Origin of the sequence: Amphibacillus sp. Q70 (assembly GCF_052055485.1) — a bacterium.
In the GTDB taxonomy this organism is placed as follows: Bacteria; Bacillota; Bacilli; order Bacillales; family Amphibacillaceae; genus Amphibacillus.
In genome coordinates, this window is sequence record NZ_CP197171.1 from 2489823 (window position 1) to 2512923 (window position 23101).

Sequence of the window (23101 nt, forward strand, 5' to 3'; positions counted from 1 at the left end):
GGATGAATGATTATAAACCAGAATCTTGTCTCTTTAATAATTTGCAAAGTTCATACAAATAGTGCATCCCTCTCAATTGTTGCTCTATCTGATAATCCATATAGGCTAGAGAATCTAGTACAATTTTTCGAACATCCATTAAACGATGTTGCTGCACCTTATCTAGAATATCACGTACGATGTCAAGCAAGTAGACAGAGGGCTGCACGGTTCGGATGATCAACAATTTCCTCATATCGTCCCGTGTATAGATTCGATAGCCATTTTCAGGGTTTCTTTCTGGGGTAATCAAATCTTCTTTTTCCCAATGTCGCAGAGTACTTGCCGGTATATGCAATTCTCTTTCTACCTCGCCGATAGTGTAATATTTCTTCTGTTGTTTTTGCATAAAGTCCTGTATGTTATTGGGGCTTAAGATTTCGATGGCATCCATAGCTTGCTTTCTTCGCTCGAAAATGTCAGCTTGAACCGCATTGACTTCCCATAATGCTTCTGTAAACTTACTTTCCTGTAATAAAGGCATGACCTGGCGAACGACTTTCATGCCAAAACCGGGGTACATGGCTCGAATGCATTGGAAATATGCCTCATGTACTTCAGTATAGACACGATAACCATTTGCTTTGCGGGAAGCCTTTGGCACAATTCCCCATTCTTCATAGTGTCTCAGGGCACTGGTTCCTACATCCAGCTTATTAGCAAGATCAATTGGTCGAAATTCCATGATTACCTCCTAAAGTTTAAACTAAAACCTTGTAAATCCATGACGGCTTTTATTTATCAAAATGCTGTTCTAATCATATCACTTTCTCCAAAACCTTGCACTTGCATAAACGTTGTATGATGTAATAAGAAACGGTTAAGGAGGAATGTAACAATGAAGGATGTCATGATTGTACAAGGGGCAAGAGAAAATAATCTAAAAGATCTCTCGGTATCTATTCCTAAAAATAAATTAATTGTCTTCACAGGACCTTCAGGATCGGGGAAATCTACGCTGGCGATGGATACATTATTTAATGAATGTCAGCGTCAATATTTAGAGTCCATGGGAATGCAGGGGATTAATAAACCTAAAGTGAATTCTATCAGTGGTTTATCACCTGCTATCTGTATCAATCAGCAGGTCACAAATCGGAATCCACGTTCAACAGTGGGGACGATGACAGATATGTATACGAGTTTGCGAATGATATTTGAAAAGTTAGGTGCCAGAAAATGCCCGAGTTGTCAGCATGTGATTGATCCGATAGCCTATCGTGGCAAAGTAGAGGCAGAAAAAGATAGCTTTACAGAATATATTTACTGTCCGAGTTGTGAAGAAAAAATGGAGAAGTTGACCCGGACCCATTTTTCCTATAATAAAACGGAAGGAGCTTGTCCTACCTGCAAAGGATTAGGCGAAATAGTAGATATTCACCTTCCATCTGTTTTCCATGAAGAACTTTCTTTGGAAGAAGGTGCTGTAGATATTTTTGCTGGACGTTATGGTGAATACCAAATTGCAGTCTTACGAGAGGCTTTTCGTTATTATAAGTTGCCGGAAGGAGTAGATTTACCAATAAAGGAATTTTCTGAAGAACAGAGAGCTATTCTATACTACGGTGTCGAGAGTGATCAGGTGAAACAGTTATTTCCAAATGTGAAACCGCCTAAGACAGTTGAGAAGGGAAAATTTCCTGGTGTGCTGACAGCGATGTGGCGTCGATTCACAGAAAATGCTGGTTCCTCCGCTGAAGCGGATGCTTATTTTTACTCACAAGTTTGTCCGGTTTGTCATGGGGATCGCTTAAACGAAGTTAGCAGAACGGTTACAGTTAATGGGAGGACGATTCCTCAATTAGTTGTACATTCGTTGGAGGAGATGTTAGTGTGGGTCCGCCGAATAGAGCAATCATTGGATCAAGCACACTATAAACTTGTAGAAACATTTGTTCAAGATATAGAAACAAAGCTCAGCCGTATCATGAAAATGGGTTTGGGATATTTAATGTTAGATAGACAGGTGATTACCTTGTCAGGAGGAGAAGCTCAGCGAATTCGACTATCTGCACTGCTGGATTCAGCGCTGACGGGTGTCCTGTATATCATGGATGAACCAACAGTTGGCTTACATCCTAAGGATACAGAGGGGTTGGTCAATGTCTTAAAGCGACTCCGTGATCTTGGAAACACAATCTTATTAATCGAACATGATGTAGATGTCATGAAGCAGGCAGATTATATTATTGATATTGGTCCAGGTGCAGGAAAACTTGGAGGCACTGTAGTGGGTCAGGGAAGCTTAGTAGAATTAATGGAACAAGTGGATTCAGTCACAGGGCAATATCTGCGACAAGAAAAAACGATCCAAAAGAATTATCGAACGGGTATAGGCGAGGGAGTAACTGTCCATCATGCTACTGTAAATAATCTTAAGGATGTAACGGTAACTTTCCCTACTGGCTGTCTAACAGCTGTAACTGGGGTCTCAGGTTCTGGTAAATCCTCTCTTTTGTTTGATGTACTGGCTAAAGCTAATGACAAGTTTTATCAAGGATTTGAAAAGGTGACCGGTCTGGATACTTTTGACCAGATAATTATTGTTGGACAGTCTCCACTTAGCAGAATGAAGCGGTCTAACACAGCAACTTATATTGACTTATTTACACCCATTCGGACATTGTTTTCGAAATTGCCAAAAGCGAAAGAGCAAAATTTAACTGCAAAACATTTCTCCTTTAATACTGCTGGCGGGCGCTGTGAGAGTTGTCAGGGATTGGGTTATGTAACAACCAATATGCTATTTTTCCCCGACTTGGAGGTAGTCTGTCCTGAGTGTCAGGGAAAGAGATTTAAGCAAGAGATTCTATCTGTGAAATATCAAGATTATTCGATAAATGATATCTTGGAAAGCTCTATACTTGAATGTCAATCCATTTTTGAAGAAGAGAAGAAGATCCAAAAAATCTTAAGTCTGCTTATGGAAATTGGCTTAGGCTATTTGAAAATGGGACAATCTCTGACGACGTTATCTGGTGGAGAAGGGCAAAGACTGAAGCTTGCGAAAGAACTGTTGAAACAAGGGAAAAAGACTTCTCTTTACTTATTGGATGAACCAACTACCGGACTACATCCGACTGATACCATTCAACTTTTAAAGCTATTAAATAGTTTGGTAGATGCTGGACATACTGTTATTATGGTTGAGCATAATAGTCAAGTTATCGAGGCAGCAGATTGGGTTATTGATTTAGGTCCAGAAGGCGGAGCAAAAGGTGGTCAGGTGATTGCAGAAGGAACACCGGAGCTGATTAGAGCAAACAAAAATTCATATACAGGGCAATATTTGTAGACTAAACGCAATTAAATGATATGACAAATTAAAAGGGGATGTTGCACAATAGGGCAAGTTGTGCAACAACTTTTTTTACCCATATTAGAAAAGCGGAATAGAAGCACTCTATCCTTCATTTGCGCCTGATTTTTCGAATGAAATGAGTGATAGAAGGGCTCTATCCATCATTTCATCTTGAAACTTTGTTTGAAATGGAAGATAGAGTGGAGAAGTGACTATAAAGATAAATTGCAATAAAATGTATATCATGCATTTTATAACAGCTCCTTTAAAGTTATAAAATATTTTCATTAAAGGTAATCGTAAATGATTATCCTCTTTACGTAAGTTTAGAATAGGGTTGTGCCGTTTATAAAATGAAACTTCAATCAGTGAGAGATTTCGCTCTACTCCCACTGATTGGGACTGGGATTGTGATTACTCGCCCCATCGAAACCCCATTGTTGCTTCGAGTTTACGGACGGTCATCTATGATAAAAAGTCGATTCTTCCACTAAGGAGATCGACTTTTTACTAGACCTTTTAATAATTTAACGAAATACTCTAAATCACCAATTGAGGCATTATCAAAGAATAGGGCTATTCCGATCAGATCGACAATAATCATAATGAAGAACATAAGTAAGGTAAATATGACCAGAATAAGAATTTTTGAGATGAGAGAGTTCCTATGAGCGTGATTGATGGGGATATAATTTTATAAAAGTCGGAGTTATATTCACTCAGATAGATTAATCATCTTTATCCCCACCGCTTTCGATCTATTTCACAAAGTATTACTTCAAACGCTGTTTATGCTTGGTAATGGAATGAACAAAAATTCTTTTTTAGCTAACTTTTTAATAAATTGTGACTTTTAAGATGCTTACCATATATAAATGGTCCGATCATTGATTACTTTGTATCGATATCTTGCTATCATGGAGAGTGATATAATCGTCGTTCCCCATCATACGAAAAATTCGTTGCACTGCTAAAGGAAAATTTACATAGAAGCTAATCTGTCTCTAACTGATGCAATTGCTTTACGTACACCTAACTCTGGACTAGTTAACACAGGTGTATTCATATTAGAGAGTAAAGAGGCCAGATTAACCATTGAACCTTGTGCCAGTACAATAACATCAAAGTCTCCGTCAAGATCATTTAATACTTCTAGAACTTTTTTATTGTGTTGATCTTTTTTTCCTTCCATTAACAATTTTAAGGCTCCATCAATTAGGACTGGTTCAATTACTATTTCTTTTGAAACTTTTGTTGCTTTATCTTTTATAATTTGTATACTTGGTTGAATTGTGGAGGAGACAGTTGCAACTACAGCAATCCTTTTGCCAATTTCTACTGCTTTACAAGCCATAGCATCATCTACTCGAAGCACTGGAATTGAGACACTTTTTGCAGCGATTTCTGCGGCTTTTCCAACAGATGAACATTGATTAAAAATTAAATCAGCTCCTTTTTCCTCCGCTACTCGAAAGTAACTTGTCATCCGAGCTACAATTGAGGGTGTGACGTCGCCCACCGTGCTGACTTCATCAAGTAGACTATCATCTACGATATTAAAGATTTGTAACTCAGGACTGTATTCCCTGAATCGTTTATTCAAATCTTCAAGGGAAACAAAGCTAGTATGGATAATAAAAATTTTAGACATTTAATTGTCCTCCTATAAGTTTTTTTGTCAATATATAAAGATCTTTGTCACCACCAATATTTCCTGGGAAAATGATGTATGGCGTATTTTTAAACTTTCCTTCATCGGGTATCCAGACTGGGACACAATTTATTACTTGACCAATTACAAGAGCACGGTCAATTTTTAGAGCTTTTGTTGCTATATCACTTGAAGTTATTCCTCCTTTAGCTATTAAAAAACTGGGTTTGACAGATAAATCTAACACTATTTGCATAAAATGGTTACTAATTTTTTGTGTTAAATCAAGTTGCGCTTGACCATCTTTGTTCTCCAAATCAACACGATCTCTTCGTGTATGGACTACTGTTGTTCGTCCTTTTAAAATTGCATTTTCTACTAAATGAATAACACGGAGTGATTCAGATTCCAAACGATCTTCTAAGGCTAAATGTTGATTAAATTCAATGATTTCAAGATTGTTCATTTGTTTAGTTAAAGTTTCTAGTTGTTGAGTTGTTCTTTTTACGTGACTACCAATCATAATCAATCCTCCAGTATCTATGGAAGAGTATTTCTTATATAGTGTTTCTAATTTTAGTAGGGAACTGTCAAAACATCCAATGAATATCTTGACAAAAGAGGCTGCAGTTCTAAAAAGAATTTTTTTCTTTGTTACTAAAGGTTCCAAGATAGAACAAAAAATTATCATATCTTCTTCTGTTTCAATATTGACGATTATTTTTTGAAAATTATGTGCATCTTTAATCTTAGAGAGAATAACTTCTTTTTGAAATGACCTAATTTCATCAAGTGTAATAGATATGACTTTAGATGCTGAATAAATACCATCTGTTTTTTCTTCAATCCATTTTTTTAAGTTGGAGTTTCGATACCCAAATGATTTGTCTTTTGAATAATCAGTTTTGTTAATTTCTAACATATGATTGTTTTCTATAATATAATGAATGTCATTTATAGTAACTCTCCCAGCAGAAGTTAAGGAAGGGATAATGATTTCACATTCATATGGTTGACTTGCATATTCATTTATTGTATTTGACTCAATCGGATAGTGTTGTCTAAGTGTTGAATCAGATCTTGAAATAAGTTGATATTGTATCGAAAGTTCCTGACTGATATATTCTATGGTTTTCATAATATCTTTGTGGAGTTGAATAGTTTCTTTTTGTGTCAAACTTCGAGAATTAGTAAGGATAAAAAATGCTGACTCCGAACTTTGGAAGGCTTTCCTAATAGTCTTTAAATCATATTTCGTATAGACATAAACATCTCTAACCGTTTGGCTACCGGTTGGATCATCATCTAATATGATAGTTTTGAACATTCTTTTTTCAATCTGTTGTTTAAAATCTTTTTTTACTTTTTTTAGCTTACTCATAATCACTCCTCCTTAAAAATGAGTATAACAAAACTATATCGATAACAATTAACGTAAATGGTAATAATTAAAGAATACATATTACCGCATTTAGCAAGTATCTTTATTAAAAGTTACCGTATTAATATGTTTCTTTTGAAAAATTGCAAAGTATTTTTAGTGATATACTTTAAATGTGTAAAAAAGAAGGGGTGATAAGTGATGAAAACGAAAAAAGAGAGAATGCTAATGAAAAGCATATTATCTTTATTCGTTCAAAATGAAGTATTAACCGCTGAAAAGATAGCAGATTCTATTGGGCTTTCAGAGAAAACAGTACGGACAAAAATAAACCATATAAATGTTTTTCTTGAGGAAAATAATTTAGGAAGTCTTATTAAAAAACCTAGAATTGGAATTAAACTTAAGGCTACAGAACAGCAAAGGATAGCAATAAAAAATTTAAGCGATTCCATAATTGTTGAAGAAAAAAGAGTAGAACAAAAAAAACGAGTAGAACAAACAATCAACTTTTTTTTACTTGAGCCCAATAAATACTATTCTACTTCATTTTTCTCTTCGAAACTATATTTAAGTATTCCGACAACACTTAAGGTGTTAAAGGAGGCGGAGGTTTATTTTTCTAAATATGATATTTCTTTCAGAAAACAAAGAAATAAAGGAACAAGAATTGAATTTCAAGAAATTAAGTATAGAATAGCTTTTAAAAATTATATCCTTGATTCTTTCTCAGAAAAACACATTGAAGATAAGTTACTGTTGCTTTTTCCAGCAATAGGAGTTGAAAAAATTGCACAAATGATTAAGGAAACATGTACAGAATGGGGAGTTAATTTATCAGAATATTCATTTTCAGAAGTCTTGATCCTGTGTGTATTAGCAGTTAAAAGAAGATATGCTTCTCAGAAAATAGTGATAGATGAAACTGATAAAAAATTAATAGAAAAATACAATGAATTTTCCTTTTCTCAAAGTATTTTTAAGAGAATGAATAATTACTTTAACTTGAGCTTTCAAAATGAGGAGACTCTTTTTATAGCTACGCAACTTCTGTGTAGTTTTACTCTTGGTGATGAAAGCAATGTACTTCAGTATGATGAAAAATTAGAGAAGTTTACAAAAGAATGTATAGAATTAATTGGTAACATTTTGAATGTAAATTTATCTCAAGATGAAATTTTGTTAAGAGGATTGCTCTTACATTTAAGACCTGTATTGTTCAGACTTAAGTATCGAAGAAATACCGAGAATAGTCTTCTCCCAACAATCAAGCATGAGTATCAAACTGTATTCATGGCTGTATGGGCAATTTCACCACTTTTTCAGAAATATTATGGATTTCAAATTACTGAGCATGAATTAACATATATAAGTTTGTATATTCAAGCTGCGGTTGAAAGAAATCAAACACCATTAAAGTTATTATTAGTCAGTCATTTACCTAGATCGCATAACCAATTGATCATTAATAGAATAGAGTTGAATTTTCCATCTCTTGGTAAACCAGAAGTGATTTCTCGTCATCGTTTAACGGACGAATATATTAAAAACTTCGATATTATCTTTGTCACACAACTGCTTGATAGATTTATAGATAAAGTAATACTAATTGATAATTTAATGACTGAATATGAGAACAAAGAAATTAGTAACTTTATTATCGAACGAACTCGGTTAACTTTTAATAGTTTACCTCATTTTGATATTAAGTGTCACTCTCTATTTGATCCAGAAATGATTTTTATTGATCAAACATTCAAAAATAAACTAGAACTAATTAATTTCTTATCAGAACAACTCAAAAAGAAAAATATTGTAACTAAACAATATAATAATACTGTAATTTCCAGAGAAAAGGCTACTTCTACAGCCGTTGGTAATGGCGTAGCAATTCCACATGGAGATCAAGAAGAAGTTTTGAATTCTCGAATTGCGATAGTTACTCTTCAAAACCCTATTAAATGGGATGATGATGAACTTGTAGATATTGTAATTTTAATGTGTCTGAAAATGAATAGTGAAGAAGAGATTGAAAAATCAAAGTTGTTTTACAAACAGTATATTTATTTAGTTGAGGAAGAACGAGTTGAAATGCTGAGATCATTTAAAAAGAAAACTGAATTATACAAATTTTTAATCCGTTGAAGGGAGAATCAAGATGGAAGAAGAAAGTATCTTGAATCAAAAAAATGTCAAGTTTAAATTGAAAGCTAAAACCAAAGATGAGGCAATCCATGAATTAGCAAATTTATTATTATATGGAGGTTATCTAAGTGATGTTGATCGTTTTATTGAAGACGTTTTCATAAGAGAAGGAGAAGGCGTAACTGGAATTGGAAATGGAATTGCTATTCCTCATGGGAAATCTCAAGCTGTTAAAAAAATCGGTTTAGCTATTGGGAAAACTGATTATCCAATTGACTGGGAAAGTCTAGATGGATCAAAGGTACAAATAATTTTCCTTTTTGCAGTATCTAATACTACGGAGGGAGCACATGATCATATTCGTTTATTGTCAAAAATAGCTACGAAATTAGGGAATGAGAATAACATACGTGCACTTAACAATGCATCAAAATTTGAAGATTTGAAAGCAATTTTTGATTAATTAAATTTTTTCCATATTAAAATGACACGACTAATAATTTAGTAATATCGATTTGATGTTACTATAAAACTGTAAAATTGATTAAGGAGGAAATTTTAATGAATATAATTGGAATAACTGCTTGTACATCGGGAATTGCTCATACGTATATTGCAAAGGAAAAACTGGAGGTGGCTGCATCGTCTTTAGGATTCACTATTAAAGTTGAAACGCAAGGAACGATTGGTGTTGAAAATGAATTAACTGAAGAAGATGTTAAAAATGCGGATGTTGTTGTAATTGCTGCTGATATTGGTGTTGGTGGAAAAGACCGATTTAAAGATAAACCTGTAGTAAATGTTCCGATTAGTATGGTGATGAAATCACCAAAATCATTGTTAACCAAGATTAACAAACAATTAACTCAAAAAAGGAGTGCAAAAAAATGAGTAAATTGAATATTAAACAGCATATTATGACTGGGATATCCTATATGGTACCTATTGTGGTTGCTGGTGGTATTTGTATGGCTATTGCACGTATTTTTGGTGGCGCTTTCGTAGGGGATGCTATAGATACAGTTCCATGGATGATCAATAGTATTGGACAAGCTGCAATGGGATTTGTAGTTCCAGTTCTGACTGCTGGAATTGCTTATTCAATCGCTGATAGACCAGGAATTGCACCTGGTCTAGCACTTGGATTTATATCAACAGAACTGAGAGCTGGTTTTTTAGGTGGTCTATTGATGGGACTTATTGTTGGATACTTTATTAACTGGATAAAAACATGGAAAGTACCTAGTTATATGAAAGGATTAATGCCTATCTTGATCATTCCAGTAGTAAGTACTTTTACGACAGGGTTAGTTTTTTATTTGATAATCGGTCAACCAATTGTTTGGCTTCAGGATGGGATTACTAATTGGATGTATTCATTACAAGGAGGGTCTAAATTTATATTGGGAAGTATTGTTGGAGGTATGATGGGGGTTGATATGGGAGGTCCAATTAATAAAACTTCATCAGCATTTGCAACTTCCTTAGTAGCGGAAGGTATATATGGACCGTCAGCTTCCAGATTAATCGGAGGAATGACCCCCGCTTTGGGGATTGGTATTTCAGTTTTGTTGAGAAAAAATAGATTTACAAAAGCTGAAATTGACATGGCAAAAGCTGCTTTTCCAATGGGATTATGCTATATCACTGAAGGTGTGCTTCCATTTGCAGCTGCAGATCCGATTAGAGTTATTGTGAGTAGTGTTGCAGGATCAGCTTTAGGCGGTGGATTATCCATGCTTTGGGGTGTGGAATCCGTAGCTGTTCACGGTGGTATTTTTGTAGTTCCAGCAATGGTAAATCCGATTGGCTTTTTGATGGCATTAGTCATTGGATCTGTGACAACTGGGGTTTTATATGCAGTTTTAAGACAAAAGCCTCAAGTATCAGAAGATGAAGAAATCGTTGATTTGGATATAGATATTAGTTTACAGAATTAAATGATTAGGAGGTAGAAATATGTATGTAGCTACGAAGTATTTATTAGATCATGCAAATAAAAATAATTATGCAATTATGGCAGTTAATTGTATTAATATCGAAATGGCAACTGCTGCAGTTGCTGCAGCTGAAGAGGAGAAATCTGGATTAATTATTAATATGAGTGAGAGACAAATGAATTTACATGCTAGCATTGATTTAATGGTACCGGTTATAAAGCAGCTAGCTGAAAAAGCAAATGTTCCAATTGCATTAAATCTAGATCATGGTCAAACCATTGATTGTGTGATAAATTGTATTCAACACGGATTTTCAAGTGTAATGATAGATGCATCAACAAGTGAATTTGAAGAGAATGTTCATCGAACACAAAGAGTTGTGGAGTTAGCTTCGCCCCATCAGATCAGTGTTGAAGCAGAATTAGGGCATGTTGGACAGGCAAGTAATGGTGATAATGATTCATTCGATTTTTTTACTAATGTTAAACAAGCTACTGAATTTATCAAACGTACTCAAATTGATGCATTAGCTATCGCAGTTGGGACAGCTCATGGGTCTTATCCAAAAGGAAGAATACCAAAAATAGATTTTAAACGTTTAGCAGAATTAAAAGAGGCTTTAAAGTTACCTCTAGTCTTACATGGCGGTTCTGGTGCCGGAGAAGAGAATATTGTAAAAGCAGTAGAATGCGGGATAAATAAAATCAATGTGTGTACAGATATTTTTAATATTGCAAGTGATACAATGGTAAATTCAAAATTAAAAGATAAGGCTGACTATTTATTTATGAATATTGACGCCGTTAGATCAATGAAAAACTTTGTTAAGAAATATATGAAACTGATTGGATCTAGTAATAGATATGGGTTTAATAAGGCTGTTAAAAATGATAGTAAGGAATAACCTTTAAAAATATTTGTTAATATAGAGTGTAAGTATTAATAATGAGTGTTATTAACTCAAGTTTTGCAATCTTAATAATAACGTTTTACCCTTAAAATAACTAGAGTTTTTTAAACAAATATAAATAATAAATAGGTAATTTTCAATGAATTTGAGTGGTAATATCTTATTTTGGAATTGATAACAAGTTGTTATAAAAACAAATATAAGAAAATGTGTAAATAATCTTGTTATATGATTAGTCGTATTAACTAGCTTTGGTATGATGACTAGGCTATATTACCATAACAGATGTGTATAGGTTGAGGTCTTTTATCACAGCTAACCGTCCGTAAAACTAAGGGCAACAACAGGTTTCGATGGGGCGAGTAACCGCACTAAGGAAAACTACGGAGCTTTACACTGCGATTACTCGCCCCACCGAAGACATTTGCGGTTACTCGTCCTACCGGAAACATTTGCATGACCTACATCCTGTAGGCCCAACTCTCACTGATTGAAGTTTCGTTTTATAAACCCGGATTCCTTATGGAAGACTTGAATACAAAAGGGATGTTGTGCAATCATAAACTGATGAAAAGTATCTTAGATGCCTCCTAGTCTAGCTTTGTTCAGAAACTTCTATACAAAGCCGATTGTTATGGACGGGAAAGTAACAAAGTTAAATAAATAACTTCATGATAAGTCTGGCAAAAGGTCGTCATAATGATTGGCTGACGTTTAAGCTACTTGATGTTTTCGGAATCCTCTAACCGCCAATGGAATACTGATTAGGATAATAAGAAGATAAACAATGGCACTCATAACAAAAAGATTTGTTGTCCATCCGCCTATGCTGTAAGTCATATGATCAGCAAATTTCAGCTGTAGTTGAACGCCGGGAAGAAGATCGACAAATAAATTATAAACAGCAGATTTTGTCCCAGTCGGTATGACAAAAGGAATGATCAGCAGCATCACATTAGCAATTAAAACAGGGATAGGTGTGCTCATTTTTGAGGAAAGGAACAAAGTGATGGCTACCATTCCTAAAAGAATGATCAAGCCCAGCCCAGCATGAATCCAAACGGTTTCGCTCATGCTCCATGGAAATGGAGAGTTGGGAATCCTTAATTGAATGGGTAAGTCAGCGCCTTCAGTTCCAAACAATGCTAAAGAGCCACCTATCGCAAGGGCCATTGTGATACTGTAAACTAAAATACTGAAAAGGAAGGAGACCAATAGCTTTGCTCCAATGACCTTACTTTTGCCATACTTACTGGAAAGAATTAAGACATCGGTTCCTTCTTGATATTCACTAGCAAAAATCGGTGCTAGAGAAATACAAATCATCAATATCATCATGGGAATAAAGGCAATTCGGTCAATAATACTATCCCAGCCTGCGTAATAGCCATATCGATAAGGTGTTTTAATCTTCGCTGTTTGTTGCTGCCAATATGACTTTTCCTGATCAGTCATACGCCCACCATTCCGAGGATTATTTCTCTCCATAATAATAGATTGATTCTCCTGATATTGTTGATAAAAGCCTAGGGTTCCATCTTCTTGAACCGGAATTTCCAATACATAATCAGGTAAACTATAAACTTCTGGATCACTAAATGTATTCGCCACCACATCAAGAATTGGATAATTAAAACTATAAAATGAATGCAATATCTCTGAAGTGAATTCCTTTTCACCATTTTCGTTTTCTATATAACTTGCTGGATCATCGCTAATCATTCTAAATTCTTGAATCATGTCACCAAGCTCTTCTTCTGTTAACACGCTAGGTTGTTGTAACGCTATTTCCTTTTGAACGTTGATTGCCGATAGACCCTTATGGCTATTTCCCTGTAAATCAGTCGTTTGTGTTTGAAAAGCTGGAAGAATAAACAACCAAGCTGTAAAGAGAATGATGATCAGGTTGCTAATGATAGTTGATTTCCGATTGACTATTTTTTTCGATTCAAATTTAATCAGTTCTCTCATTTAAACATCTACCTCGCTTTTTTCTTTAAAATAATACAGATAAACATCTTCCATGACAGGCTCCGTTAATTCAGCTGTTGGTAAAGGTTTAGTATCACTAATCATCCTTATCTGAATTTTATCACCGGCATAATGAATATTTGCAATGATGAATTTTTCAAGCAATCGATTTAATTCTTTCTGATTCACTGTACACAACCAAACTTTTCCCTGAACAATTTGAGTGGCTTCACTAGTGGGGCCTTCCAATAGGATTTTTCCTTGTTTCATGATCACAATTCGATCTGAAATATATTCAACATCGGAAACAATGTGCGTAGACAGTAATACAATCCGATCTCCGGCTAAGTTTGAAATTAAATTTCTAAAATTAACGCGTTCCTGTGGATCTAGTCCTACCGTTGGTTCATCTAATATTAAGAGTTTGGGGTCATTAATGATTGCCTGAGCAATGCCTACTCGTTGTTTCATTCCTCCAGATAAAGTCTTCATTTTTCTTTTCCCCATCCCTTTTAAACCAACCGTTTCCAACATAGTTGCTATTTTTTTATTCAGACTTTTCCGATCTACTCCTTTGATGATTCCCATATATCTAAGAAATTCCTGAATGGAAAAATCCTGATAATAGGCGAATTTTTGCGGTAAATAGCCGATGTTTTCCAAGTACCTTTTTTGTTCCTTTTTGATCGGCTGATCATTGAATCGAATCTCTCCAGAGGTTTGATCTAATAATCCACAAGTCATATTCATCAAGGTGGATTTTCCCGAACCATTTGCTCCTAATAAACCATAAATACCTGGAGACAGTGTTAATGAAAAACGATCAACGGCTTTAATATCCTTAAAATCTTTAGTTAGATTGATATATTCTAGTTTCATTATCTTACTCCTTATTCATATAGTAAAAATAAATATCTTCAATTGTTGGTCTAACAAGCTTCGCCTCGGCGAAAGGCTTTTCTTCGGCATATACACGATATTTTTTATCAGGAGGATGTCCTGTTTGACTTAAAAGCTTTATTTTTGAAAAATCGAGTTCGGCACTTTTTTTTATCTTCCAAACCTTACCTTCAAAGGCTTTTATTAAATCATTTTGAGTCGATTGTAATAATAGATCACCATGTCTGAGCAAGAGCAGCTCATCTGCTTCGCTCACTTCAGTTACCAGCTGAGTAGAGTAAAGGATGATTCGATCCTGAGAAAGCTGTTTGAGTAATAGTCGTAGACTCATTCGTTGCTTCGGGTCTAAGTGATTAAAAGGTTCATCCAATATCAAAAGCTTTGGATCATTCAATAAGGTTTGTGCTATACCTAATCGTTGTCTTTCTCCAACTGATAATTTGGCAACCTTTTTATTCTTTTTGTCAAATAATTCAACGGTTTTAAGTAATTCTTCAGCACGTCTTTTGCCATAATAAGCAGGTAATCCTTTCAAACCAGCAAGATAATGCAGAAAATCGACAGGAGTCATTGTCGGGATAATGCCAAATTCTTGTGGTAGAAAGCCTAACTGGGCTCGATAGTCTTCTCCTAAATCTTTCTGTGACACATGGTTAAGCAATATTTCTCCAGTGGAAGCATGCATCGTTCCAGCGATAATAGCTAACAATGAGGTTTTTCCAGATCCATTGGGGCCTGCCAGACAATAAAGTCCGTTGGTCAAGGAAAAACTAACCTGATCTAAAACGATTTGTTTGTCTCGACGTAAACTAATTTTTCTAGCTATTAACTGCAATTTTTTCACTCCCATTTTTTATAAATATCAGCAGAGATATAATGGTGAGACTGCTGCCGATTATGAAAAGCAGCAACCAATGAAAAAAAGTTATTTCACTAACGGAAATCGTCAGATCTGCTACTTTAAGTAGTATAAAAACAAGTAAGCTAATGATGGCTTGCTGCCCCCAAACTGAAAGAAACGCATTCGTTAAATTAACAACAGTTAAGCTGATCCCACTAATCATTGCAAAGGAGGCGACAAAATAGATAATGGTTGTGAGAAAAGATACACTGGTAAACACAGATACAATTGAGCTGATTCCTACTAATAGCATTAACTCTACCAAGCCTAAAGCGAAACAACGCATTAATAATACACGATGAAAATCAAAACGACAGGATTGTTCAATTTGCCACATTGAATAAGTGAAACTTTTCATTAACTCAGGTAGCGTTGTTAAGCAAAGTAATACACTAAATGCCATACAATACATAATGGTCGTACTGATAGAAGACTGATCCATGCTGATCAAAAATAAGGCGGCGACTGTCAGAAACAATTGGACAAGAATAAATCTTAACGATAAGTATCGTAACTGATTCCATAATTCCCCTAATGGTGACTGATGAAATACTTGGGTGGTCAAGGCTTGTTTTGCTCTTGTTATTGTTTGCTGTTGTTTCTCAGATTCTTCTGTTTGGTAAGTCAATAACGCTGTTTTTAATTCATCCTTCAAGTCATCTTTCATCAATAGTCCTCCTTTAGCTTGGTCTTTAATTTCTCTTGCCCTTGTTTTAATCTAGATTTGACGGTTGATAAGGGGATGTTTAGAATTCGGGCAATATCCTTTAATTTCAAGTCATGATAATAGCGTAAAATAATGACATCTTTTTGAATGGCAGGTAATGCATCAATCAAAGTTTTTACCAGTTTTCTTTTCTCATCGACTATCATTTGTTCAACCACGCTATCTTTGCAACTTGAGCTTAAAGATGTAATATCGATCGTGGAAGTAGGGAGTTGCTTTTTGCTCAAAGTGTTCGTACAAAGATTAACCGCAATGGTCAATAAATAATTGCGAAATTTACCAGTAAAACGATATTCCTTAATGTGATCAACCAATTTTAGAAAGACTTCTTGAGTTATTTCTTCTGCAAGTTCCTTTTGACCGAAACATCTACGATAGCAATAGCGGAAAATATCATCATAATAAGTTTGAATCAACTGTTCTAAAGCAAGTTGATCGCCTTGTTTACTGTAATAGATTAGTAGCCATTCCTCCACCTGAAAACCTCCCTCACTTATAATTAACAGATTTCCTTCAAGAAAGTTTTAAAAAGTTTTAAATTTTATACGGCAATAATGAGAGTTTAAGAATACACCTATAGTTTAAATCAAGGGAACAAAGCGTCATGACTCAAGTGTGTATCCTCATTTCTTTTTTTTTGCAAAAGTTGATTGTATATGAAGGAGGATATTATTAATCTTACCTCCTATACGGTCGCAGATACTCTTTTCTATGAGATCAGTATATCAAAAGGAGTAAAATGTTTTCCTATATGTCTACCAAACATGAAATGGGCAGGTCTACTGTAAAAAATCTGAACAGTTGATCATTTCACAGCGAAACAAATTGCTGAAAAAATCTATTTTGTGAAACCTGTAGTGGATCTAAAATTAATCATCTGGAAATGAAAGACTCATAGACAGTTAGAAATGAGAAAAATCCACTGCCAATCTGTTGCTATCAAATGACTTTGTAAAAAGGAGTCACATCAGTTGGAGGAAAGGAAACGATATTCTTCACAGTTCGTTAACAGATAAAATAATGATCTTTGTATTCATTCGGACAGGTTGAAAAAGTGCTGTATATGGAAGGCGTAATATTAGGGGGAGAAAGATAGTTATTGATGTTTTTCTCTCCTTAGTTTATTCAAAGATATATTTGTAAAACAAAGATAATTATCTTTGTTTTACAAAATAAAAGTTGACAACGTAATTTATTCATTGTAAAATTCAAATTGTAAGTAGATAGGATCAAATATATGAAAGCGCTTCTTATATTGATTTCATCTATTTTCATGAAGGAGTAAAAATAATTAAAGACAAAGGAGGCAGAAATGGATAATATGGTTAAGCCAAATTGTGGGGCGCGTATAGATCGGCTTCCTACAAGCAAAATACAATGGAAATTGTTCGGAATTGTCGCTATGGGACTGCTTGTTAGTTGGAGTAACGCGATTGGTGGATTAGTTTTAGCGCAATTAGCTGAAATTGGATGGACCAATAATAATATTAGTGCGGTTTTTTCTTCATTGACAACAGCAGGGATGTTTTTGGGTGCATTGATAGGTGGAATGATAGGAGATAGAATTGGCCGGAGAAATAGTTATCTATTGTTTGTAACTATTCATGTTATTTCAATGATTGCAGGGGCTTTATCTCCGAACATGACTTTCTTGATCATCGCTCGTACAGTGATGGGATTCGCATTAGGGGCTTTACTAGTTACATTGTTTGCTGGATTTACAGAATATGTACCTGGTAAAACAAGAGGATCATGGTCAGCACGTGCTTCTTTTATCGGAAATTGGTCTTATCCTATTGTTTCAACAATTGCAATGATGATTGCACCCTATCTAACAGCAGATATGAACTGGAGAGTACAATTTTTAATCCCAGCAGCATTATCTACGATTCTACTCTTGCTTGTTTTTAAGAAGTTTCCTGAATCACCTCGTTGGTTAGAATCACAAGGAAGATATGCAGAAGCGGAAAAAATCATGTCGAAGATTGAAAAAAGTGTAGAAGAATCGACTGGGAAATCATTACCGCCGATCAAAAATGAGCAGAATGCTGAACAACAAAAAAAAGAAGTCATTAATTATTCTGAACTCTTTAAAGGGGAACTACTGAAACGAGTTATCTTAGGTTCTTTTGTATTGATTGCGATGAATGTGGTGCAATATACCTTGATTAACTGGCTACCAACTATCTTTTTAAGTCAAGGAATTAACTTGGAAGACTCAGTGTTGCTAAATACAATGAGTATGTTTGGGGCACCGATTGGAATATTTATCGGGATTTTCCTAATTGATCGTTTTCCACGAAAGGTTTTTGGTCCTTTCTTGCTTGTGGCTATGGCAGTGTTAGGCTATATTTATTCGCTACAAACAAGTATGATCATGATTTCCATTTTAGGATTTTTCTTGATGATCTTTGTTTATATGTATGTCATGTACGCTTCAGCAGTATATGTCCCGGAGATTTGGCCAACTGCGGCTAAACTAAGAGGAGCTGGATTAGCCAATGCTGTAGGGAGAGTAAGTGGTATTTTGGCGCCTTATGCAGTCGCTTATCTTCTTGATACGTCTGGTGCGACAGGAGTCTTTACCTTACTAGGGGTTACAGCTATTATTACCGCTATTATAATTGGTGTACTTGGTATTGAAACTCAAGGTACTTCAGTTGAGGAAATTGGAAACGTTGATACTTCAATTGAAGAAGTTGTTAATAATTAAAAATTAGAAAAATGGAGGAGATAGCATGAAGGCATTAGCAAGATATGGGCAAGCATTTGGAGGATACAGATTAATCGATGTTCCTATTCCAGAAATCGGAGATGAAGATATTCTGGTTGAAATTAAAGCGGCAGCAATTTGTGGTGCAGATATGAAACACTTTAGAGTAGATAATGGTTCTGATGAATTCAATTCTATACGCGGTCATGAATTTGCTGGAGATATTGTAAAAGTCGGTTCAAAAGTCAAAGACTGGCACGTAGGGCAACGTATCGTCTCAGATAACTCTGCACATGTATGTGGTAAATGTCCATCTTGTGAAAAGGGTGATTTCTTAACTTGTAAAGAAAAAATCAATCTAGGTTTGGATAACAATCGCTGGGGTGGCGGCTTTACTAAATATTGTGTCATTCCAGGTGAAATTTTACGGATCCACAAACATGCTATTTGGGAAATTCCTGAAAACCTAGACTATGAAGATGCCTGTGTTTTAGATCCTATTAGTAATGCGTATAAAGCAATCGCTCAACGATCTAAATTTTTACCGGGTCAAGACGTTGTTATCACAGGGACAGGTCCATTAGGATTATTCTCAGTTCAAATTGCTCGTATTATGGGAGCCGTGAATATTGTTGTTGTAGGTTTGGAAGAAGATACGAAGACACGTTTTGCTGTTGCTAAAGAATTAGGAGCCACTCATGTCATAAATGGCTCTAAAGAAGATGTCGTAGCGCGTTGTCAAGAAATTTGCGGTAAGGACAATCTTGGTTTAGTTGTAGAATGTTCAGGAGCTAATATTGCTTTAAAACAAGCAATTGACATGCTACGTCCTAATGGTGAAGTGGTTCGAGTAGGGATGGGTTTTCAACCCTTCAACTATCCAATTAACGATATCACAACTTGGGCGATTAGTATCATTGGTCATATGGCTTATGATTCTGAGACATGGCGTAATGCAATCCGGTTACTTGCATCTGGTGCGGTCCGTGTTCAACCAATGATCACCCACCGATTGGGTTTATCGGAATGGGAAAAAGGCTTTGAATTAATGGCAAATAAAGAAGCTATTAAAGTTATTTTCCATTATGATTTTGACGATGAAGACTAAGCAATAGATTTTTTGTAGGGGGAGAAAAGTATGTTAGCAAATATGAAGTATTGGGAAGAGAGAGCACAAGAAAATGGTTTTGCCATTCCACATTTTAATGTTTGGAATGCTGAGATGTTGATGGGAGTCATTGACGCAGCAGAAGAAACAAAAGCGCCAATTATTATCTCATTTGGAACGGGATTTACTGGAAACACAATTTTTGAAGAATTTGCAACTATGATGGTATCAATGGCAAAGCATGCTACTGTACCTGTAGTTACTCATTGGGATCATGGGAGAAGTATGGAAATTGTCCAGAATGCTTATAATCATGGGATGAATTCTGTCATGCGTGATGCCTCTTCATTTCCTTTCGAAGAAAATATTCGTTTGACAAAAGAAGTCGTCGATTATTTTCATCCACTCGGTGTTCCAGTAGAAGCCGAACTAGGCCATTTGGGAAATGAAACAATCTATGAAGAAGCTTTGGCTGGTTATAAATATACCGACCCAGATCAAGCAGCAGAGTTTGTCGCTAGAACGAATTGTGATTCTTTAGCTGTAGCGATTGGAAATATTCATGGAGAATATACTTCTGAGCCTAAAATTGCCTTTGATGTATTAGAGAAAGTAAGAAAAGCTGTTGATATTCCGATTGTTTTACACGGAGCTTCTGGTATCAGTGATCAAGATATTCAAAAAGCTATTTCTTTAGGTGTATCTAAAATCAATATTCATACAGAATTATGTTTAGCTGCCATGGATGCAGTAAGAGAAAATCAAAATAACTCATTCTTAGAATTAGAAAGAGCTGTTCGACAGGCTGTTAAGCGTCGTGCAATAGAAAAAATCTTATTGTTTGGAACAGATAACAAAGCGGACATGTGAGTCAATTTGATAGAATAATTCATTGAATTCTGTGGTTCATTTGATGTGAACTACAGAATTTTTCTTTTCTTTATTTATGAAAAAAGAATAAAATATTGTTTTTAAGCTTTTTTTCTTTCAGAAAACAGATTTCTTATGGTAGAATGAAACAATAGTTAGGAGGGTGAAAATGGCTGGTAAAGATAGAGTCTTGCTTATCAAGCAATTATTATTAAATGAAAAAAAAGTATCAGTTCCAGACTTAAGTAAGAAATTTTCAGTTACAGAAGAAACAATACGACGTGATTTAGATAAGTTAGAAGATGAAGGGTTCCTAACAAGAACATATGGTGGCGCAGTACTCAACGTTGAAGAAGTTGTTTCGAATGTCCCTTTTTATAAACGGGCAGAGCATAATTTGGAACAAAAACAAAGTATTGCAATCACAGCACAAGAAATTCTTAAAACTGCGCATACAATTTTTGCTGATGCTAGTTCAACCGTGATGGAAACCTTAAAATTATTTAAACATCGTGAAGATTTAACCATTGTAACCAATTCTTCTGAGGCCTTAAAAGAATTACTAGTCTCAGATGTCAATGTGTTATCTACCGGTGGTACTTTGAATAAACGGACATTATCGTTACAAGGTGATTTAACTGAATATGCTATTAGCGTTTATAATGTTGATGTTGCTGTTATCAGTTGTAAAGGAATTGATTTTGATACAGGAGTGACGGATACGAATGAGGTAGAATGCCGAATCAAAAGACAAATGATTGAGCAAGCAAATGAAGTTATATTGCTGATTGATCATTCTAAATTCAATAAGAAAGCTTTTGTTCATTTATCTGATATCAAAAATATTACACATGTTATTACGGACAGCAAACCAAGTGAAGAATGGCTGAATTACTTCAGAGAAAATCATATCCAAGTTCATTTTTAGCTGATCGTTTAAATTACATAAAAAAGCAGATGGATTATTATTCATCTGCTTTTTTGTTTTGAAAAAAAGATAAATAATAAAATTAACACATATTTTAACCTTTGTTTCAAAGATTTTTTATTTGAAATATTGACAAACAGTTTGTGTTAACGTAAGATGTACCTATAAAGTGAAAGCGTAAACAAATGGAGGTGAAAATGGGTGATTGAACAAGAAGTAGGATCTAAACTGGATAAACTACCCGTATCTAAATGGCATTGGCAAGTTTTTTTCTTAATTGGATTTAGTCTGCAAATCAATGGATTTCTGAATTCATCAGGAAGTTCAATATTAGCAGACTTAGTGGATAAAGGCTGGTCCAATAATTATTACAATGCCATTTTCTCTTCAGGAATGATGATAGGGTTTTTTCTAGGCTCAATATTGGGAGGTTTTTCAGGAGATAAAATTGGCCGCAAAAAAGCCTATCAGTTAAGTCTTTTGACTTTTGCAACTTTTTCTTTCCTCGCTGGTTTATCTTTTAACATTTATTTTTTAATATTCTGTAGAACTGCAATGGGTGTTGGAATGGGGGCCGGTATTGTGATTGGCTATACATCTTTTACCGAATTCATGCCCGCAAAAGTGAGAGGAACGTGGTCTGCCAGAATATCATTATTAGGGAATTTTTCCCCGTTAATAGCAGCATTGGTCAGCTATTTGGTTATCCCGCTATTTGGTTGGAGAATGGTATTTATGATTGGATCAGCTGCTTCATTTATGATGTTGTTCCTAGTCAGCAAATATTTAGACGAATCTCCTCGATGGTGTGTTCAAAATAATCAAGTGGAAAAGGGAGAAGAAATTTTAGCAAAGGTTGTCACACGGATAGAAAATGAAAAAAATACTTCTTTAGAATTTGAAGAAAATGAATCCACATACTTACCAAAGCCTGAACAAAAACAGCTCTCAATTAAGTCTTTTTTTAAAAAAGATTTAGGGAAAAGAACGCTTGTGGCAACAACGGTTTTAATCGCAATGAATATTTCACTTTATACAATTACAGTTTGGATACCCACAATTTTCGTAAACAGTGGAATTGATATATCACAATCCTTACTGATGACAACGTTAATAATGATAGGAGCGCCTCTTGGGGTATTTGCATCTACTTTGATCATGGATAAATTCCCAAGAAAATGGCTTGGAGTTAGTTTGATTCTTATGCTGGCTATTCTCGGATATATTTATTCACTACAGACATCAGAAATAGGGATCATTACAATTGGTACCATTTTGATTTTTGTTTTATATATTTATAATAGTTTTTCATCAGCTGTATACGCTCCAGAGCTTTGGTCGACCCAAACCAAAATGAGAGGTTCAGGTATTTCCAATTCAATTGGTAGAATCGTAGCCATCTTCACACCCTATGGCATTGCTTGGTTGTTGACGAATTATGGAGTAACAGCAGTATTTATATTCTTAGGTTTACTTTTAGGAGTGTGTGCGGTTATTCTTGCTTGTTTTGGAATAGAGACTAGACAAAAGTCAGTGGAAGAAATCGCAGGTGAAACATCGAAAAAAGAAGTGAAACAAGAGTTATTAAAAGAAGCTAAATAAAATGGGTAAAGGAG

19 protein-coding genes are annotated in these 23101 nt (G+C 35.0%); 11 read left to right on the top strand and 8 right to left on the bottom strand.

Annotated elements, in window-relative coordinates; translation table 11 throughout:
• Positions 1 to 10: 10 nt before the first annotated feature.
• Positions 11 to 724 carry a MerR family transcriptional regulator gene (locus ACS127_RS11050; protein ID WP_440895099.1) on the bottom strand — a complete coding sequence of 238 codons (714 nt, stop codon included), beginning with the start codon at positions 722 to 724 and terminating at the stop codon, positions 11 to 13.
• A gap of 153 nt (positions 725 to 877) precedes the next feature.
• Between ACS127_RS11050 and uvrA the strand changes: the two genes are divergently transcribed.
• Entirely contained in the window at positions 878 to 3334 is a 2457-nt protein-coding gene (gene uvrA, locus ACS127_RS11055; protein WP_440895100.1) for an excinuclease ABC subunit UvrA, read from the top strand.
• 988 nt (positions 3335 to 4322) lie between these two features.
• On the opposite strand, the gene ACS127_RS11060 is transcribed toward uvrA, so the two are convergent.
• Positions 4323 to 4991, bottom strand: coding sequence for an aspartate/glutamate racemase family protein (locus ACS127_RS11060; protein WP_440895101.1), 669 nt, complete (start codon positions 4989 to 4991; stop codon positions 4323 to 4325).
• Positions 4984 to 6372, bottom strand: a complete 1389-nt coding sequence (locus ACS127_RS11065; RefSeq protein WP_440895102.1) for a four-carbon acid sugar kinase family protein — start codon at positions 6370 to 6372, stop codon at positions 4984 to 4986. The genes ACS127_RS11060 and ACS127_RS11065 overlap by 8 nt, the downstream gene beginning before the upstream one ends.
• A 201-nt stretch (positions 6373 to 6573) precedes the next feature.
• On the opposite strand from ACS127_RS11065, the gene ACS127_RS11070 reads away from it, so the two are divergent.
• The 5 genes from ACS127_RS11070 (at position 6574) to ACS127_RS11090 (ending at position 11361) form a co-directional block, all read left to right on the top strand.
• Entirely contained in the window at positions 6574 to 8517 is a 1944-nt protein-coding gene (locus tag ACS127_RS11070; protein ID WP_440895103.1) for a BglG family transcription antiterminator, read from the top strand.
• Between the two features lie 13 nt (positions 8518 to 8530).
• Complete coding sequence (locus tag ACS127_RS11075) at positions 8531 to 8980, top strand: PTS sugar transporter subunit IIA (RefSeq protein ID WP_440895104.1); 450 nt, start codon at positions 8531 to 8533, stop codon at positions 8978 to 8980.
• A 98-nt stretch (positions 8981 to 9078) separates the two neighbouring features.
• Positions 9079 to 9408, top strand: coding sequence for a PTS fructose transporter subunit IIB (locus ACS127_RS11080; RefSeq protein ID WP_440895105.1), 330 nt, complete (start codon positions 9079 to 9081; stop codon positions 9406 to 9408).
• Positions 9405 to 10457: a PTS fructose transporter subunit IIC gene (locus tag ACS127_RS11085; RefSeq protein ID WP_440895106.1), complete on the top strand. Its 1053-nt coding sequence runs from the start codon at positions 9405 to 9407 to the stop codon at positions 10455 to 10457. Before ACS127_RS11080 ends, ACS127_RS11085 begins: the two co-directional genes overlap by 4 nt.
• A 19-nt stretch (positions 10458 to 10476) precedes the next feature.
• Entirely contained in the window at positions 10477 to 11361 is an 885-nt protein-coding gene (locus ACS127_RS11090) for a class II fructose-bisphosphate aldolase (RefSeq protein WP_440895107.1), read from the top strand.
• A gap of 720 nt (positions 11362 to 12081) precedes the next feature.
• Here the strand turns inward: ACS127_RS11090 and ACS127_RS11095 are convergent.
• The 5 genes from ACS127_RS11095 to ACS127_RS11115 are packed head-to-tail and all read right to left on the bottom strand — an operon-like array spanning position 12082 to position 16342.
• Positions 12082 to 13338, bottom strand: coding sequence for an ABC transporter permease (locus tag ACS127_RS11095; protein WP_440895108.1), 1257 nt, complete (start codon positions 13336 to 13338; stop codon positions 12082 to 12084).
• Complete coding sequence (locus tag ACS127_RS11100; protein ID WP_440895109.1) at positions 13339 to 14217, bottom strand: ABC transporter ATP-binding protein; 879 nt, start codon at positions 14215 to 14217, stop codon at positions 13339 to 13341.
• Between the two features lie 4 nt (positions 14218 to 14221).
• Entirely contained in the window at positions 14222 to 15073 is an 852-nt protein-coding gene (locus tag ACS127_RS11105) for an ATP-binding cassette domain-containing protein (protein ID WP_440895110.1), read from the bottom strand.
• A complete protein-coding gene (locus ACS127_RS11110; protein WP_440895111.1) occupies positions 15057 to 15806 on the bottom strand; it encodes a hypothetical protein in 750 nt (249 codons plus the stop codon). The genes ACS127_RS11105 and ACS127_RS11110 overlap by 17 nt, the downstream gene beginning before the upstream one ends.
• Positions 15806 to 16342, bottom strand: a complete 537-nt coding sequence (locus tag ACS127_RS11115; RefSeq protein ID WP_440895112.1) for an RNA polymerase sigma factor — start codon at positions 16340 to 16342, stop codon at positions 15806 to 15808. Before ACS127_RS11115 ends, ACS127_RS11110 begins: the two co-directional genes overlap by 1 nt.
• A gap of 836 nt (positions 16343 to 17178) precedes the next feature.
• On the opposite strand from ACS127_RS11115, the gene ACS127_RS11120 reads away from it, so the two are divergent.
• The 5 genes from ACS127_RS11120 to ACS127_RS11140 all read left to right on the top strand — a co-directional run bounded on the left by ACS127_RS11120 (position 17179) and on the right by ACS127_RS11140 (position 23087).
• Positions 17179 to 18579, top strand: coding sequence for an MFS transporter (locus tag ACS127_RS11120; protein WP_440895113.1), 1401 nt, complete (start codon positions 17179 to 17181; stop codon positions 18577 to 18579).
• Between the two features lie 25 nt (positions 18580 to 18604).
• The gene (locus ACS127_RS11125) at positions 18605 to 19687 is read left to right on the top strand and encodes a zinc-binding dehydrogenase (protein ID WP_440895114.1); all 1083 of its coding nucleotides are present in this window, start codon (positions 18605 to 18607) and stop codon (positions 19685 to 19687) included.
• 30 nt (positions 19688 to 19717) lie between these two features.
• Entirely contained in the window at positions 19718 to 20557 is an 840-nt protein-coding gene (locus tag ACS127_RS11130) for a class II fructose-bisphosphate aldolase (protein ID WP_440895115.1), read from the top strand.
• Positions 20558 to 20726: 169 nt separating this feature from the next.
• Positions 20727 to 21485, top strand: a complete 759-nt coding sequence (locus tag ACS127_RS11135; protein ID WP_440895116.1) for a DeoR/GlpR family DNA-binding transcription regulator — start codon at positions 20727 to 20729, stop codon at positions 21483 to 21485.
• 201 nt (positions 21486 to 21686) lie between these two features.
• Positions 21687 to 23087, top strand: coding sequence for an MFS transporter (locus ACS127_RS11140; RefSeq protein ID WP_440895117.1), 1401 nt, complete (start codon positions 21687 to 21689; stop codon positions 23085 to 23087).
• Positions 23088 to 23101: the final 14 nt, after the last annotated feature.